Source organism: Bacillus sp. FSL M7-0003 (assembly GCF_038628485.1).
GTDB lineage: Bacteria > Bacillota > Bacilli > Bacillales > Bacillaceae > Bacillus > Bacillus safensis.
The window spans coordinates 1,604,290-1,618,447 of sequence record NZ_CP152024.1; the positions used below are offsets into that span (position 1 = coordinate 1,604,290).

Sequence of the window (14,158 nt, forward strand, 5' to 3'; positions counted from 1 at the left end):
AGGAGAATGTAAATGAAAAAGTGGGCTCAAAGAGTGTCTTGCTTCATACTTATAGCCGCTATATGGTCTGGCTGGTTTTCGCTTACGATGAAGGCAGCCGCTTATGTGCAGACGTCTGGTACACAATTTACGCTGAACAATCAACCATTTTACTTCGCCGGCACAAATAATTACTATTTCCATTACAAATCTAAAAAAATGGTAGATGCTGTGTTCGATGATATGAAAGCAATGAATTTAAAGGTCATACGGATTTGGGGCTTTCACGACGGGACTCCTCAAGAAAACTCAGTCTTACAATCTAGTCCAGGCGTCTATGAAGAATCTGGTTTTCAAAAACTAGATTATGCGATTTATAAAGCAGGACAGGAAGGAATAAAGCTTGTGATCCCACTAGTGAACAATTGGGATGACTTTGGCGGTATGAATCAATATGTGAAGTGGTTCGGGGCAGGATCGCATGATGCCTTCTATACAGATCCTCGTATTCAAAAAGCTTACAAAAATTATGTGCGCTATGTATTAGAAAGAACCAATACGTATACAGGTGTTCAATATAAAGACGATCCAGCTATTATGACTTGGGAATTAGCCAACGAGCCGCGGATGCAGTCAGATCCAACGGGAAATGTACTAGTCAAATGGGCAGATGAAATGAGTACATGGATCAAATCGCTGGATCGTCACCATCTTGTTGCAGTAGGAGATGAAGGATTCTTTCGCATACCAGGACATGAAGATTGGTTTTACGGAGGAGGAGAAGGCGTCGATTGGGACCGTTTAACATCTCTTCCTAATATCGATTATGGAACCTATCATCTGTACCCAGATCACTGGAGCAAGTCTGCTGCCTGGGGAGTGAAATGGATCGAAGACCATATCACCCGCGGGAAGTCAATCGGAAAGCCAGTTGTGCTAGAAGAGTTTGGCTATCAAAATCAATCAGCTCGTCCTGACGTATATCAGAGCTGGCTGTCAGCGGTAGAGCGGCTCGGAGGGGCTGGCAGTCAATTTTGGATTTTAACAAGCATTCAGGACGATGACTCGCTCTATCCGGATTATGACGGTTTCCGCATTATAAAAGGAAGCAGGGAGGCAGCACTTATTAGTGAACATGCGAAAAGAATGAATGAAAAGAAATGATGACGAATGCCTGCTGAATAAGGAACTGTTTATATAGCTCACTCCAATTAGTAGTTCTTACTTTCCAAATAGAAAATTTAAAATGCTTGTTTATCATCTTTTCTATATTTAAATTTCTTAAAAAAGAAGCGTTTATGAGACCAACCATTGAGGTTTTCAGAAACGATCAAGAAGCAGAAGGTATTTGGAGATTCGTTAGGAAGGAGGTGGTTATATCTATTTTTTATTTTAATTTATAAAAAAGGTATTTCCAATAACTTGACTAAATGGAAATTTAATTCTATACTCTGTAGTACAGAGTTCTTTGTGAAAGAGGAGTTTATTTATGTCTAATGAAAAATTCAATAATTCAGAAATATTAGAGAATTTATCTCATATCAAGACGATTACAAACTATAAAACAGAGTATTGCAAACAAACCAGTATTTATTTTATCATTTGGGGCCTCATTTGGATAATGGGATATTCAATACCTTTACTTTTTGCTAATTCAATAACTGCAGGTGTCTTTTGGCTTATTTTAGGCATTGCGGGCTGGGTTATCACTTTAACTACATATTTTAAACAAAAGAAAATGATTCCAATGCCCTTGTTTTTAAGAACTCAATTACAATACACATGGCTTGGTCTTGGAATTATTTTAGGTATCTTTATTTTTTTAATATGTGTTGGTTTATTACCATATACATTAAATAATTTACCCTTTTATGTTGTTTTATTGGTTTCTATCATGTATTTACTCTTAGGTATTGTTCTGGCTAAAGAGATCTTTATTATGGGGTTCTGGCTAAGTGTTTTAGGTGTAACTACATTTTTATTATTTCCTAGTTTAATGAACATTATCTTCGCTTTTATTGGTGGAGGAAGTTTGTTATTAACTGGTGTGATTTTAAAAAGAAAAGGACAAGGAAATGAGTAATGTCAATAGTTTAAATGATTTAATCCATCCAAAAGTTCGGTTAGGGATTATGAGTTTATTAATGATTTATGAAAAATGTGATTTTAGCTTCTTAAAAGCCTCTTTATCTGTAACAGACGGTAATTTGGGCTCGCATTTAAAAAAATTAGAGGATGCAGGCTATGTGCTAATTACAAAGACATTTGTGGATAAAAAACCAAAAACAATCGTTAGTATAACAGATTTAGGAGAGCACGCCTACAAAGAATATTTGAGTGTTATTGAAGCCATTTTAAAAAACAAATGAGATGGAAGGAAAGGGTGCCGAATGTTGAAAATAGAAAACGTCAGTAAAAAATACGGGACTACCCAAGCGTTAAAAAGTATTACATTAACGATTCCAGAAGGAGTTTGTTATGGATTAATAGGTCCAAATGGTTCTGGTAAATCAACCTTGATGAAAATTATATCTCACATCATTAAATCTTATGAAGGCAGAGTTGAGCATGTTGGTGAGTCTAAGAGTGCGCTCGGCTACATCCCGCAAGACATCAGCTTAGAGGAAAAATTAACAGCTAAAGTAAATATGGAGTTTTTTGGACAAATTTATGGTTTGAAAGGGAAAACATTAGAAGAAAGAGTAGAAAAAACACTAAAAGATGTAGGATTGTGGGAAAGAGCAAATGATATAGTTGAAAGCTTTTCAGGAGGAATGAAACGTCGTTTGAATATTGGCTGCGCTCTAATGCATGCTCCTAAGTTAATTCTTTTAGATGAACCGACAGTGGGGGTAGATCCTCAATCAAGACGCTATATTTTCGACATCATTAACAAATTGAAGGAAGAGGGAAGAACTATTATCTATGTTAGTCATTATATGGAGGAAATAGAGAGTTTATGTGATTATGTGGCTTTCATTGATAAAGGGAACATTGTTGAAGAAGGCAAAATAGATGAGCTTTTGAATCGTTACGCAGAAACATCTGTCTTTTTTGAATCTATGATTCCTAATAAAACATTAACTAGTCTCGGGTATGATTTTGTTACTCATCAAGGTGGAGTGTTAATTAAAACTACAAAACCATTAGATACTTTAGAAGATTTGGCTAAACTGAGTAAAAAGGAATCACTCGTTCCCCAACAATTATCTTTATACAGACCGAGACTTGAAGATGTCTTTTTTCAATTAACAGGAACAGATTTACGTGATCAATTACAATAAAATGTCTTTATGAATGAAAAGCACTCTCGTATTTTCAATTAAAATAACTTAAAAGAGTAACTGATGTAGAAAGAGCATAAATTTAACGAACAGAATTAATTTGTGTGTACCGTGATTTAAAATCATACGTAATTAGTCAACATTATGTGACTAATTCTAATTCGTCACATCCACAAATGGTAAAATAAATAAAAAATGTGATTATTTAAGAGTTATATAGAAGGGAATCAAATTAATATAACGGGAGTGATTTTTATGTGGCCATTAGTCCGCATCGAATCTATAAAACAGGTGAAAGATCGATCATTGTTGTTCTGGACCATTTTATTACCAGTTGCTTCAATTATTCTTTTAATAGAATTATTTACATCAGGTAGTTCTCAAGCACAAAAAACATTAGTTGCTTCTCAATCAGTGACAGGGATGAGCGTGTTTTTCTCCACATTTGTCATTATTTCAATTGTCATTAGTTTTGTAAAAGATCGTGAGAAAGGAATTGTGGCAAGGCTAGCAAGCACTCCTTTACAGCCGCATCATTTTTTTCTGGGAAAGTGCGTTCCATTTTTTATCATTATCTTATTTCAAGTTTTGTTGTTAACCATTTTAGGGGTTTATTTATATGGTATTGAAATAACACAATACAGCTCGTATTTCTTAGTAGTTGTTCTATTATCAATGCAAGTGACTTCATGGGGAGTTGCCATCGCCGCATTTGCTAAAACTGAGAATACAGGCCTAGTGATGACAAACATGATTGCTTTAGGGACAGCAGTTGCTTGTGGCTTATGGACTCCATTTGATCAATTACCTAGTTATCTCAAAATAATTGGTATGCTCTTCCCGCAGTATTGGGCACATCAAGGTTTAGTGCAATCAGTATCAACACTACCAGGGGGAGAGAATTTGATCTTAGTAACAGCAGTCCTTATAGGCTATACACTGTTAGGGTTTATTCTTTCGTTGGTTGGCTATAAAAAATATATAAAGCGAGCAAGAGGCTAGTCTCTAAAAATTTCAGCTAAATGTTATGCACCGCAAAATCAATGCTTGTATGCTGTCTGAAAAAAAGGAGTGAGTCAATGTTAAGTGAAGAGTTAGAACTGTATGTTGAAAGTTGTTTTCGGCCATATAAAAAAGACAAAACATATGAAGAAAAGAAAAAAGAATTATTAGAGCTGCTTGGAAATGTTAAATTAAAACTCGAAAATGATGGATTAAAAGATGCAGAGGTTCAGGATATGCTTATTGAAAAGCTGAAATCAGGCGAAATAAGCATTGATAATCATACATTAGTAATTGATGATCATAACCGCGTAGAGCATGTGAAAAAAATATTTGTTAATGCTGATTTAGATTGGTTAACGTTTATAAATGTTAAATATAAGTTATGCGATTTTAAGGGGCTATCGATTGTACAAAAAGTAATGAGCCATTCAGATTTTAATGGGTGCTATCTGAGAAAAGTTAATATTAGCCATTCTAAAATTTCCTCATCTACCTTTGAAAAGAGTGATTTGACTCAATCTCATTTTGAACATTGTGAGATAACGAATTCATCCTTATATGGCTGTCATTTACCCAACATTAGTATTGATGAATCATCTTTAATAAATGTTTTATTTGAAAATTGTTATTTTAAAAACATTACTTTTGAGAATTCTAAATTAATCAATGTTAATTTTAAATCATGTACGATTAAAAAATTAAACTTTATTGGAGTGACAATGGATAAAATGACTTATCATATTTTAGAAGGAGAAGGGGCAGATTTAAGCGGTGTGGAAGTAATCGATATTTAATACAGTGGGGGCTATTGAGAAAAATCTCAATAGCCTTTTTTGTTTTATTCACTATCTCTTGCTGTCCCATTAACTGGATGCAAGGTTTTCGTTAAGCAAAATAAACGTGGAAACTTCTATTTTCAAATAAAAAATGCCCACCCACCTAGCTAAGTCTGCTTCGCTAGGTGGGCGAGCGATCTTTTCAATGATATGTCGAAAAAACTAAAGTTGATTAGAAAGTTGAAGAACTTGAGATGATTGTTGTGCAAGTGCAGCGCGCAGCCATTGGTTCGAATAAATGTTGACCTTCCCCATGTACCTTAGCAGCCAAAGCAGTTGGGATTGTAATTTTAGTCATCTTTAAGACCTCCTTAGTTAAAATTTATCAACATAGATATGTAGTTGATATATTACATATGATGGTTCATAAGTCTTTATTTGTCAATATGTGAGTGTGAAAGTTTTATATTTTCTGAAAAGTCCGTTGATACCACTGAAAAAATGTGGTTTAATATGACTATGGAAAATAATACTATATTTAAAATTTAATGTATTTTGAGGTTTTATATGGTCTTTATGTTATTTTTGGATTAAAGGTTGGTGTTAATTTGAATCAAATATTTTGGGTATTTAGATATTAAGTTAATTAAATGTATGAAAAAAGTTGAGGTTACTATGTTATGAAGAACTCAAATAGAAGATTACTATTTCTATTATAAGTTTGATTAATTTAGATTTTCACCATTCACTGATAATCAGGAAAGAGAAAAGAGGGAGGGGATCTTTATGAGTATTCATTATGTCGGGATTAGAGAACCAATAAAAGCCTATTTAGAGAAGATGAAAGTTGAGTATGAAGACTATCCTGTTCAAATAATTGATTTGGGCGGGGCTGTTAGTTATGACAAAGAATTCTTTATAAATAATACTGATTTTCAAACGGAAACGATTATTTTATCTAATAGAAGGCATACTGTCGAGGATGAACTAGGTTCTCTTGAAAGTGAATTATTGAAAATCTATCAGAATAGCATACTTTATAGGACTTCACCGCTTGATATTAATATAGAACTTTATAGAGGATGGGCAGGTGCTACTGGTAAATTAATAACTGCATTTTCTCCCGAGGGAGTTAATTGGATCAATACAAAAGATGTTGTAAAGGCATGTTTGATCCCTAAACAGGATGTTAGGAATCGCGCTGGAAAGGCATATGATTTAACAGGACCAGAGTTAGTAAGTATGAGTAGGCTGAAGGATACTTTTGAAGAGGATTTAAACATGAAAATTGAATTGTATTGTAAAAGTAAAGAAGAGGTCATATCAATTTTGTCCCAGAACAATATGCCTTTAGACGTATTAGAATGGTTAGCCGAATTTCAAGAAGCTTCTTCTTCAAAACATTTACAGCCATTTACGAACACGCTGGAACAAATAATTGGTCACCCCCCAAATCGGGCACAATTATCTAAAATACAAATTAATTATTCTTAAGGAGGAATAATATATGTTTGTCAAAGACCAAGAAATGACGAGGTATAAATTAGCACCACACATTACGCTAGGTAAACTAGAAGACAGTTTGATTGGTTTAAAAGCGCAAACTGTCACCAAAATTGAAGGTGACGGAATTATTGAATTTATTCAAGAAATTTCTGATTATCTTACGGAAGATAATGGGGTTTCCATTAAAGAGCTGGAGGAGAATTTCGAAGTAGAGAGTGATCAATTAAAACATGTCCTCGAATTTTTAGTTGCGAACGGAATGTGTGTTAAGACGGATATGACCTTTGATTTAACTGCGCTTTTGTCTTATGAAAGAGCCGGTGGACAAGTATTGGTTGAAGATATACTAGATCGTTTAAAAACAGGGATTGTTGAAGTTATTACGCGAGATCATAACCCAGTTGCTGCTGAATTTATTCGTCATTTGCAAGAGGCAGGTCTACATGTAGTGCTTAAAGGAGAATTAAATAAGCAGCCAGATATCAGGGTTGCTATCGGCAACTCTCATTTAGATCCGATTTTTGAAGAAATAAATGATCTGGCATTAGAAGACCACACCCCTTGGTTAAGCATTGTGCCATATGATGGACAGACATCTTGGGTAGGTCCATTTTTCTTGCCACATCAATCAGCTTGTTTACATTGCTATAACCTTCGAAAATCAGCAAATTTTTCTGACGAAGTATTGCGATCAGACTTAATGAAAATAAAACCTATAAATCCTGAAAAGAAACCGGTTTATCATATGCCGATTAATTTAGTTCAAATCGGAATTGCAAGTAATTTAATTTTAGAATGGCTCACACTAAAAGATTACGCACCAAGTGCAACACCAGGTGGATTTACAACAATTAATTTAGATGATAAAGGTGTCTCATGTAATCATCATCGTGTTTATCGAGTTCCTAGATGCCCAAAGTGTTCCCCAACTGCAGATACAGGTTTTCCTCAAGTTTGGTTTCATGGTGAGGTGAATAATTAATTATGGCTAATAAATGGACAACGTTAGAAGAGTCATGGGAAATACTCGACCAATTGGCAGATCCTTATGTTGGGATAGTCCGTAGAGAGTATAGAAAACTCAGAGACGTTGATGATATATGGGGTCATTCATATGGAGCGCATGGTACAGACAGCAATATTTTATTTGGAGTACCATCTAATTCATATAATGGGGGAGGATCTGCTAATCCAGCTGCAGCCAGATTAGCAGCTATAGGTGAAACGGTGGAAAGATATAGTGCCGCTTATTTACCTTTAAACTCTGATGTTGTATGTTTTGGTACTCAAAAGGACTTAATCAATGAAGGCAAATCAGTAATTGGCTTTGATAAGTGGGAGATGTATGCTGTCACTCAATATGAAGACCCGAATTTTCCTCATGATAGATGGAATGAAGATACAAAATTATGGTGGAGAAAAGGTCATATTGCTGAAAATAATGAAGAAGTTTGGACGCCTGCTCAATTAATTCATATTGCAAACTATACTGAGTGGCCAGGAGACCCCAATATTGGTCATGCAACTAGTAATGGACTAGCTTGTGGTATTACATATCAAGAAGCTGCAATCTCAGGTTTATTTGAAACAATTGAAAGAGATGCATTTATGCTTACTTGGTACAATAAGTTAAGTTTACCGCAGATCGATATTAATACCTCACCTAGATTAAAACACTTCTATGAAAGATATATTAAACCTACTTCTCTTGATTTGCATTTAGTAGACATGAGCATTTTTTCTGGTGTTCCTACTATTTTGGCAGTGATAAGAAATCCTCATACAGATTTAGCTCCATTTGCTATTGGCGCGGCCTCTGCTCATTCAATTGAAAGAGCATGTGAGAAAGCTGCAATAGAGGGAATGTATACAAGAACTTGGGTAAAAACAGAACAACGATTAGGGAACGCCTTAGTGGATGTAGATTATCATCGAGATATTAACAGTTTTGAAGATCATATTAAACTCTATGCGGGAACAGCTATTGTGAAAGAAGCTGATTTTTTAACAGCGAGTGAGAAATTAGTGGACGTTAAAGACTATGCACCGTTTGATGATCGTTCTCCAGACATTTTATGGACTAACCTTGTCAGTCATTTATCAAAACAAGGATATCATGTGGCAACTTTTGACTTAACCAGCCCTGATATAAAAGATGCTGGTGCCTATGTCGTAAAATCAATTATTCCTGGATATAAACCGATTGACGTTCTTTATAGAGGTAGAATGTTGGGCGGAGAACGAATTTTAAAACATTCTTATCATTTAGGTTTAGTAGATAAACCTTTTAAGTTAGAAGAACTGAATCCAATTCCGCATCCATTTCCTTAATATCGTAGAAAGGTGATTAAATATATGAATAGTATTGAAAGACATGCTACTAATTTGGCTGATGTTGTGTATGGAAACGAAGCATTACGGTTTGATGATCCTTCTGAAAATTGGTTTGAGGCAACAAAAATCTATAGGGGTTCAATGGCATGGGACGCACCTGGTGTTGCAGGGCTTCTGCGATCTCAAACTTTGCAAAAGATTGCTACACATGCAAGTAAAAGATTTGATGACCTACCTTTAATTTTACTGCCTAAACCATTAAATACAAATATAACTTTAGATGATGTCATTAAGGAACGAAGAAGTGCAGATTATTTTAGCGGGGGGAGTGTTTCATTAGAACAACTCTCAACAGTTTTACAGAAGAGTTATGGATTGGTAGAGCGTAAAGAAGGACCTAGACGCCCTATACCATCTGGCGGGGCACTTTATCCTCTAGATCTATTTATTGTAGCCAACAAAGTGGATTCTTTAGACAAAGGTATTTATCATTTCGATCCGTATAGAAAAGGATTGACCAAAATGGGTGATTACTCTGAAAAAGAATTTGAGAAAATAATGTTACAAGAAGAATCCGTTCAAGATTTTGCATTTGCTGTAGTCATTTCAGCTAATTTTTGGCGTTCTCGATTTAAGTATGGACATCGTTCTTATCGCTTCGTTTTTATGGAGGCAGGACATGTCATGCAAAATATGATTTTGCTATCTACTGCACAGAAGATTAATAGCCGACCATTCGGAGGGTTTATCGATGATGAGTTAATGGAACTGATCGGTGGATTTAATGGAGTAGATGATGCCCCAATTTATACATTGATTGCGGGTACTTAAATAGATGATTTCAATGGTAGCAGCTTTAGGGATCCTCATTCACTTTTTGGGTCCCTTAAGCTCTAAAATGGTGATCAAAATCAAGAGAGATAAACCAATATCCGATCGAAAGTTAATAACATATATCACTCCTCAGAGGAGCTATGATGGATTCACGATTATCGGAGCTTCTATATGCTGTGGAGCATTTTCTCAAGAGCTCTTAGTTGAAATTTCTAATAATAAAAATGTGTATGGTGTTTTATTCTTCTTTTTATTAGGTGTCCTATTACCGTCAGTTCTATGGAAATTAAAAAACAAAGTTGTTGCATTTAGAGGCAGATATGTTGTCAATGTTGATTCAATCTTTTTTCTTCCATTAACGGCTCTATCAGAAGAATTGATTTGGCGGTTCTTTCTTCCGTTATTATTACTAACGAATTCTGTGGAGTCTGTAGCGGTAGCGATCTGTATCAGTTCAATAGGATTTATATTGCTGCATATACCAATAGGCGGTGTTAAGTCTATTGCTTATATGTCGCTTTTTACATTAATCACAGTTATTTCATACTTAACATTTGGTATTCTAGCAGCGATAGCATTTCATATTTCACATAATCTGTTCATTCATTTTTTTCAACCTCGCAAAATAAAGAACTTCAAAACGAAACCTCCCGTATTATCTGAAACTGATTGGTGAGACTTTTTATAAAGGTGGTAAACCCTGTGATAATACAAGAAAAGATGAAAGAGCTTAAAGGGAAAAGAGCTCTGGCGCAGTCATGGTTTTTGGATTCAGAAAAAAGAAAAATAAGTTCAAATTATGATAATCGAGAAACGCCATTTACTCGATGTCTATCAGCTGAAACTTTCATTTCTTATTATCAACTAACATTCAAAAAAACCCCTGCCTCTATTTTAGATATAGGATGTGGACAAGGGCAGATGCTTGAGTATTTATCTAAGCAATTACCTCAAGCTGATTTGACTGGAATTGATTCATCTGAAGAAGCCATACATTGTGCAAATCAATTGAATTTAAAAGCTAATTTTATTTGTACAGATATCAAAAATTTTTCATCACATGCGAAAAGTTATGATGCGATTTTAATACATCTGTGTTTTGGGCTATTTGAAGATCCTTTAGCATTATTAGAACAGTTACTTCCTTATTTATCAAATGAATCTATTATTTATATAGTTGATTTAAATCGAGATAGTATAGAAAGTGGATTGAGTTCAGTTGAGAACAAAGAAGAAGAACTGTATTTATATGATCAATATCACGCCTCATTGACATTATCTGAGTTCGAGCAGTTACTCACCTATATGACCAAAACTAGAAAAGATATGATGTATAAGATTGGTACTTCTATAATTGGAGGGTTTAGCCCATTTAGTATGGAATTTTTATCGTTAATAGGAAATGAAAATTTACAACAAACGTTAAGGCAGGTTCCAGATGAATATAGCAATTCAGCACAGAAGACACCTTTACTTTTACATGCATGGCTGATTAAACAGTCTGGATAAATTCATTCCATATAAACATGGTTCTTTCTCTATGTATAATATGAAGGTTATCCGTTCAGTCTCCGCCTGCTCTTCGGGGAGTTCAATATGAATGATCTTTACATTGCTATTCCCTAAAAATTAGAACGCGGTTCTCTGAAGTGAGTGACAAAGGCAAAGTGCTTATTTCTTTAACGTTAAAGTACTTATCCATTAGGGGGGATGAAAAATTTGAAAGTGAAGGCTGTTTACTGATACACTCTTTGCTTCTATATAAATAACCATACTGTGTCATACAAAATGTTTTTTGGAAATAGAGATGGCTTAGTGTAGATGTTACTTTCTTTCATAGGGGAGCTCTGTTCTTCGCTCATTGCATTCAGGTGCATTATTACCAGTCCGCTCTATTCATAGTGGCTTTCCGTTTATATATAAAGGAAGAGAGAGGTATTAATGGTACTGAACATGCTGCAGTAATCGTTGAGCAAGTACCTATTATAAGGAGGAACTTCATTTGCATAAAAAAATTGGATATGGTATAGTTTTTATGGAAATGCTAACGATTACCGAGACAAGAGTGGGGAAACCCGCTCTTTTGTATTGAACAGGCAATTTTTGTCTCGACATTATTCATCCGTTTTCTGCTCCCCCTGCTCACATAAAGCAGGGTTTTTATGCAGAATGATTGATAAGAGCGTTTATCGAAAGCACAAGGAGGAAGAGAATGAGCAAAAAAGTAGTGGATGTCGTAAGCGAAATGGTGCAGCCAATTTTAGATGGCTTACAGCTTGAACTCGTTGATGTTGAATTTGTCAAAGAGGGTCAAAACTGGTTCCTTCGCGTGTTTATTGACTCTGATAAAGGTGTCGATATCGAAGAGTGTGCCAAAGTGAGCGAAGCCTTGAGCGAAAAGCTTGATGAGGCAGATCCGATTAGCCAAAACTACTTTCTTGAAGTGTCCTCTCCTGGAGCGGAGCGCCCATTAAAGAAAAAAGCTGATTTTGAAAAAGCACTTGGAAAAAATGTTTTCATGAAAACATATGAACCAATTGATGGTGAAAAAGCATTTGAAGGTGAGCTTACAAGCTTTGATGGTGAGATTGCAACAGTGACAGTGAAGATCAAGACAAGAAAGAAAGAGATCAATATTCCATACGAAAAAATTGCTAACGCAAGATTAGCAGTTTCGTTCAATTAACCTTTTCATTGATATAAGGGGGAACCATAAAAATGAGTAGTGAGTTGTTAGATGCCCTGACTGTTCTTGAGAAAGAGAAGGGTATTAGTAAAGAAATTATCATTGAAGCGATAGAAGCTGCACTCATTTCTGCATATAAGCGTAATTTTAATCAAGCACAAAATGTTCGTGTTGATTTAAACCGCGAAACGGGAACAATTCGCGTGTTCGCAAGAAAAGATGTTGTAGATGAAGTGTATGATTCTCGCCTTGAAATCTCAGTAGATGATGCAGCCAATATTAACCCGAATTACATGGTTGGTGACGTCGTTGAGATTGAAGTCACACCAAAAGACTTCGGACGCATTGCAGCTCAGACAGCGAAACAAGTTGTGACGCAGCGAGTGAGAGAAGCAGAGCGTGGTGTGATCTACACTGAGTTCATCGACCGCGAGGAAGACATTATGACGGGAATCGTTCAGCGGATTGACAGTAAATTTATTTACGTGTCACTTGGCAAAATCGAAGCCCTTCTTCCTGTCAATGAACAAATGCCAAATGAAGAATACAAACCACATGACCGCATTAAAGTGTTCATTACAAAAGTAGAAAAAACAACAAAAGGACCACAAATTTATGTGTCTAGAACACATCCAGGTCTTTTAAAGCGTTTATTTGAAATTGAAGTACCAGAAATTTATGATGGTACTGTAGAGCTTAAATCGGTTGCTAGAGAAGCTGGGGACCGTTCTAAAATATCTGTTCGTACAGATGATCCTGATGTTGATCCAGTTGGCTCCTGTGTTGGACCAAAAGGCCAGCGTGTACAAGCAATTGTCAATGAGCTAAAAGGCGAAAAAATTGACATTGTCCATTGGTCTAATGACCCGGTTGAATTTGTTGCCAATGCGCTCAGTCCATCAAAAGTACTTGATGTCATTGTGAATGAAGAAGACAAGGCGACAACAGTCATTGTCCCTGATTATCAGCTGTCATTAGCGATTGGTAAAAGAGGTCAAAATGCCCGCCTTGCAGCGAAGCTGACTAGCTGGAAAATCGACATTAAAAGCGAAACAGATGCAAGGGAACTCGGTATTTTCCCAAGAACTGAAGACTCTGAATCTCTTTTCTTAGAGGCTGAACCAGTAGCTGAGGAATCTGACGAATAAGAGGTGATATTAAAGGTGAAAAGCCGAAAAAAAATCCCGCTTAGAAAATGCGTCGTGACGGGAGAAATGAAACCAAAGAAAGAACTGATCCGTGTTGTTCGTTCTAAAGAAGGAGAAGTGTCTGTTGACGCTACCGGAAAAATGAACGGACGCGGAGCTTACCTTTCTCTCGATAAAGAAACCATTCTTGCGGCAAAGAACAAACGCAGTTTACAGCAGCAATTTCAGACACAGATTGACGAACACATATTTGAAGAATTACTAGAACTAGCTGAAAAGGTGAAAAAACCTAATGAATGAATCTGAATGGTATCCTTTGCTTGGTCTAGCAAATCGAGCTCGTAAAGTCGTGTCAGGAGAAGATCTGGTGATCAAAGAAATTAGACATGCGCGTGCTAAGCTGGTTCTTCTTGCAGCAGATGCCTCATCTAACACAGAGAAAAAGGTATCTGACAAATGCAAATTTTATAATGTTCCGGTTAGAAAAGTTGAAGACCGTTCCGTTCTCGGACGTTCTATTGGGAAAGAAGCTCGCGTAGTTGTCGCTGTCACTGACCAAGGCTTCGCTAAGAAGCTCATAAGCTTGCTCGATTAATTTATTTGGGG

The 14,158-nt window shown here is 35.8% G+C and carries 17 protein-coding genes; 16 read left to right on the forward strand and 1 reads right to left on the reverse strand.

The window, feature by feature from the left end; translation table 11 throughout:
• The first annotated feature begins 12 nt into the window (after positions 1-12).
• From MHI23_RS08130 to MHI23_RS08155, 6 genes are all read left to right on the forward strand, one after another.
• The gene (locus tag MHI23_RS08130; protein WP_125586775.1) at positions 13-1,143 is read left to right on the forward strand and encodes a cellulase family glycosylhydrolase; all 1,131 of its coding nucleotides are present in this window, start codon (positions 13-15) and stop codon (positions 1,141-1,143) included.
• A 325-nt stretch (positions 1,144-1,468) separates the two neighbouring features.
• Positions 1,469-2,062 carry a hypothetical protein gene (locus tag MHI23_RS08135; RefSeq protein ID WP_034623607.1) on the forward strand — a complete coding sequence of 198 codons (594 nt, stop codon included), beginning with the start codon at positions 1,469-1,471 and terminating at the stop codon, positions 2,060-2,062.
• Entirely contained in the window at positions 2,055-2,348 is a 294-nt protein-coding gene (locus tag MHI23_RS08140; protein ID WP_056766457.1) for a transcriptional regulator, read from the forward strand. The genes MHI23_RS08135 and MHI23_RS08140 overlap by 8 nt, the downstream gene beginning before the upstream one ends.
• 21 nt (positions 2,349-2,369) lie before the next feature.
• On the forward strand, positions 2,370-3,263 hold the full coding sequence (locus tag MHI23_RS08145; protein ID WP_034623602.1) for an ABC transporter ATP-binding protein: 894 nt from the start codon (positions 2,370-2,372) through the stop codon (positions 3,261-3,263).
• 255 nt (positions 3,264-3,518) lie between these two features.
• On the forward strand, positions 3,519-4,265 hold the full coding sequence (locus MHI23_RS08150; RefSeq protein WP_024427002.1) for an ABC transporter permease: 747 nt from the start codon (positions 3,519-3,521) through the stop codon (positions 4,263-4,265).
• Between the two features lie 77 nt (positions 4,266-4,342).
• The gene (locus MHI23_RS08155) at positions 4,343-5,062 is read left to right on the forward strand and encodes a pentapeptide repeat-containing protein (protein ID WP_164512170.1); all 720 of its coding nucleotides are present in this window, start codon (positions 4,343-4,345) and stop codon (positions 5,060-5,062) included.
• A gap of 214 nt (positions 5,063-5,276) precedes the next feature.
• Here the strand turns inward: MHI23_RS08155 and MHI23_RS08160 are convergent, their stop codons facing one another.
• Positions 5,277-5,402 (reverse strand): plantazolicin family TOMM peptide, encoded by a 126-nt coding sequence (locus tag MHI23_RS08160; protein WP_080701195.1) that lies wholly within the window; start codon positions 5,400-5,402, stop codon positions 5,277-5,279.
• Positions 5,403-5,830: 428 nt separating this feature from the next.
• Here MHI23_RS08160 and MHI23_RS08165 point away from each other — a divergent pair, with 428 nt between their 5' ends.
• The 10 genes from MHI23_RS08165 (at position 5,831) to MHI23_RS08210 (ending at position 14,147) form a co-directional block, all read left to right on the forward strand.
• Positions 5,831-6,538, forward strand: coding sequence for a hypothetical protein (locus tag MHI23_RS08165; RefSeq protein ID WP_125586773.1), 708 nt, complete (start codon positions 5,831-5,833; stop codon positions 6,536-6,538).
• 13 nt (positions 6,539-6,551) lie between these two features.
• On the forward strand, positions 6,552-7,532 hold the full coding sequence (locus MHI23_RS08170) for a TOMM precursor leader peptide-binding protein (protein WP_125586771.1): 981 nt from the start codon (positions 6,552-6,554) through the stop codon (positions 7,530-7,532).
• A gap of 2 nt (positions 7,533-7,534) precedes the next feature.
• Positions 7,535-8,881 carry a YcaO-like family protein gene (locus MHI23_RS08175; RefSeq protein WP_034623592.1) on the forward strand — a complete coding sequence of 449 codons (1,347 nt, stop codon included), beginning with the start codon at positions 7,535-7,537 and terminating at the stop codon, positions 8,879-8,881.
• A gap of 24 nt (positions 8,882-8,905) precedes the next feature.
• Positions 8,906-9,715, forward strand: coding sequence for a SagB/ThcOx family dehydrogenase (locus tag MHI23_RS08180; RefSeq protein ID WP_111927386.1), 810 nt, complete (start codon positions 8,906-8,908; stop codon positions 9,713-9,715).
• 13 nt (positions 9,716-9,728) lie between these two features.
• Positions 9,729-10,394: a CPBP family intramembrane glutamic endopeptidase gene (locus MHI23_RS08185; protein WP_241218566.1), complete on the forward strand. Its 666-nt coding sequence runs from the start codon at positions 9,729-9,731 to the stop codon at positions 10,392-10,394.
• Positions 10,395-10,420: 26 nt separating this feature from the next.
• Positions 10,421-11,227 (forward strand): class I SAM-dependent methyltransferase, encoded by an 807-nt coding sequence (locus MHI23_RS08190; RefSeq protein WP_034623589.1) that lies wholly within the window; start codon positions 10,421-10,423, stop codon positions 11,225-11,227.
• Between the two features lie 703 nt (positions 11,228-11,930).
• Entirely contained in the window at positions 11,931-12,404 is a 474-nt protein-coding gene (rimP, locus tag MHI23_RS08195) for a ribosome maturation factor RimP (protein WP_003211398.1), read from the forward strand.
• A gap of 32 nt (positions 12,405-12,436) precedes the next feature.
• The gene (gene nusA, locus MHI23_RS08200; RefSeq protein ID WP_024424140.1) at positions 12,437-13,552 is read left to right on the forward strand and encodes a transcription termination factor NusA; all 1,116 of its coding nucleotides are present in this window, start codon (positions 12,437-12,439) and stop codon (positions 13,550-13,552) included.
• A gap of 15 nt (positions 13,553-13,567) precedes the next feature.
• Positions 13,568-13,852, forward strand: coding sequence for a YlxR family protein (locus MHI23_RS08205; RefSeq protein ID WP_024424139.1), 285 nt, complete (start codon positions 13,568-13,570; stop codon positions 13,850-13,852).
• On the forward strand, positions 13,845-14,147 hold the full coding sequence (locus tag MHI23_RS08210; protein WP_024424138.1) for a YlxQ family RNA-binding protein: 303 nt from the start codon (positions 13,845-13,847) through the stop codon (positions 14,145-14,147). Before MHI23_RS08205 ends, MHI23_RS08210 begins: the two co-directional genes overlap by 8 nt.
• Positions 14,148-14,158: the final 11 nt, after the last annotated feature.

Coding starts and splice junctions, on each gene's coding strand:
- MHI23_RS08130 (WP_125586775.1), top strand. CDS start 13: ATGAAAAAGTGGGCTCAAAGAGTGTCTTGCTTCATACTTATAGCCGCT.
- MHI23_RS08135 (WP_034623607.1), top strand. CDS start 1,469: ATGTCTAATGAAAAATTCAATAATTCAGAAATATTAGAGAATTTATCT.
- MHI23_RS08140 (WP_056766457.1), top strand. CDS start 2,055: ATGAGTAATGTCAATAGTTTAAATGATTTAATCCATCCAAAAGTTCGG.
- MHI23_RS08145 (WP_034623602.1), top strand. CDS start 2,370: ATGTTGAAAATAGAAAACGTCAGTAAAAAATACGGGACTACCCAAGCG.
- MHI23_RS08150 (WP_024427002.1), top strand. CDS start 3,519: ATGTGGCCATTAGTCCGCATCGAATCTATAAAACAGGTGAAAGATCGA.
- MHI23_RS08155 (WP_164512170.1), top strand. CDS start 4,343: ATGTTAAGTGAAGAGTTAGAACTGTATGTTGAAAGTTGTTTTCGGCCA.
- MHI23_RS08160 (WP_080701195.1), bottom strand. CDS start 5,402: ATGACTAAAATTACAATCCCAACTGCTTTGGCTGCTAAGGTACATGGG.
- MHI23_RS08165 (WP_125586773.1), top strand. CDS start 5,831: ATGAGTATTCATTATGTCGGGATTAGAGAACCAATAAAAGCCTATTTA.
- MHI23_RS08170 (WP_125586771.1), top strand. CDS start 6,552: ATGTTTGTCAAAGACCAAGAAATGACGAGGTATAAATTAGCACCACAC.
- MHI23_RS08175 (WP_034623592.1), top strand. CDS start 7,535: ATGGCTAATAAATGGACAACGTTAGAAGAGTCATGGGAAATACTCGAC.
- MHI23_RS08180 (WP_111927386.1), top strand. CDS start 8,906: ATGAATAGTATTGAAAGACATGCTACTAATTTGGCTGATGTTGTGTAT.
- MHI23_RS08185 (WP_241218566.1), top strand. CDS start 9,729: ATGGTAGCAGCTTTAGGGATCCTCATTCACTTTTTGGGTCCCTTAAGC.
- rimP (WP_003211398.1), top strand. CDS start 11,931: ATGAGCAAAAAAGTAGTGGATGTCGTAAGCGAAATGGTGCAGCCAATT.
- nusA (WP_024424140.1), top strand. CDS start 12,437: ATGAGTAGTGAGTTGTTAGATGCCCTGACTGTTCTTGAGAAAGAGAAG.
- MHI23_RS08210 (WP_024424138.1), top strand. CDS start 13,845: ATGAATGAATCTGAATGGTATCCTTTGCTTGGTCTAGCAAATCGAGCT.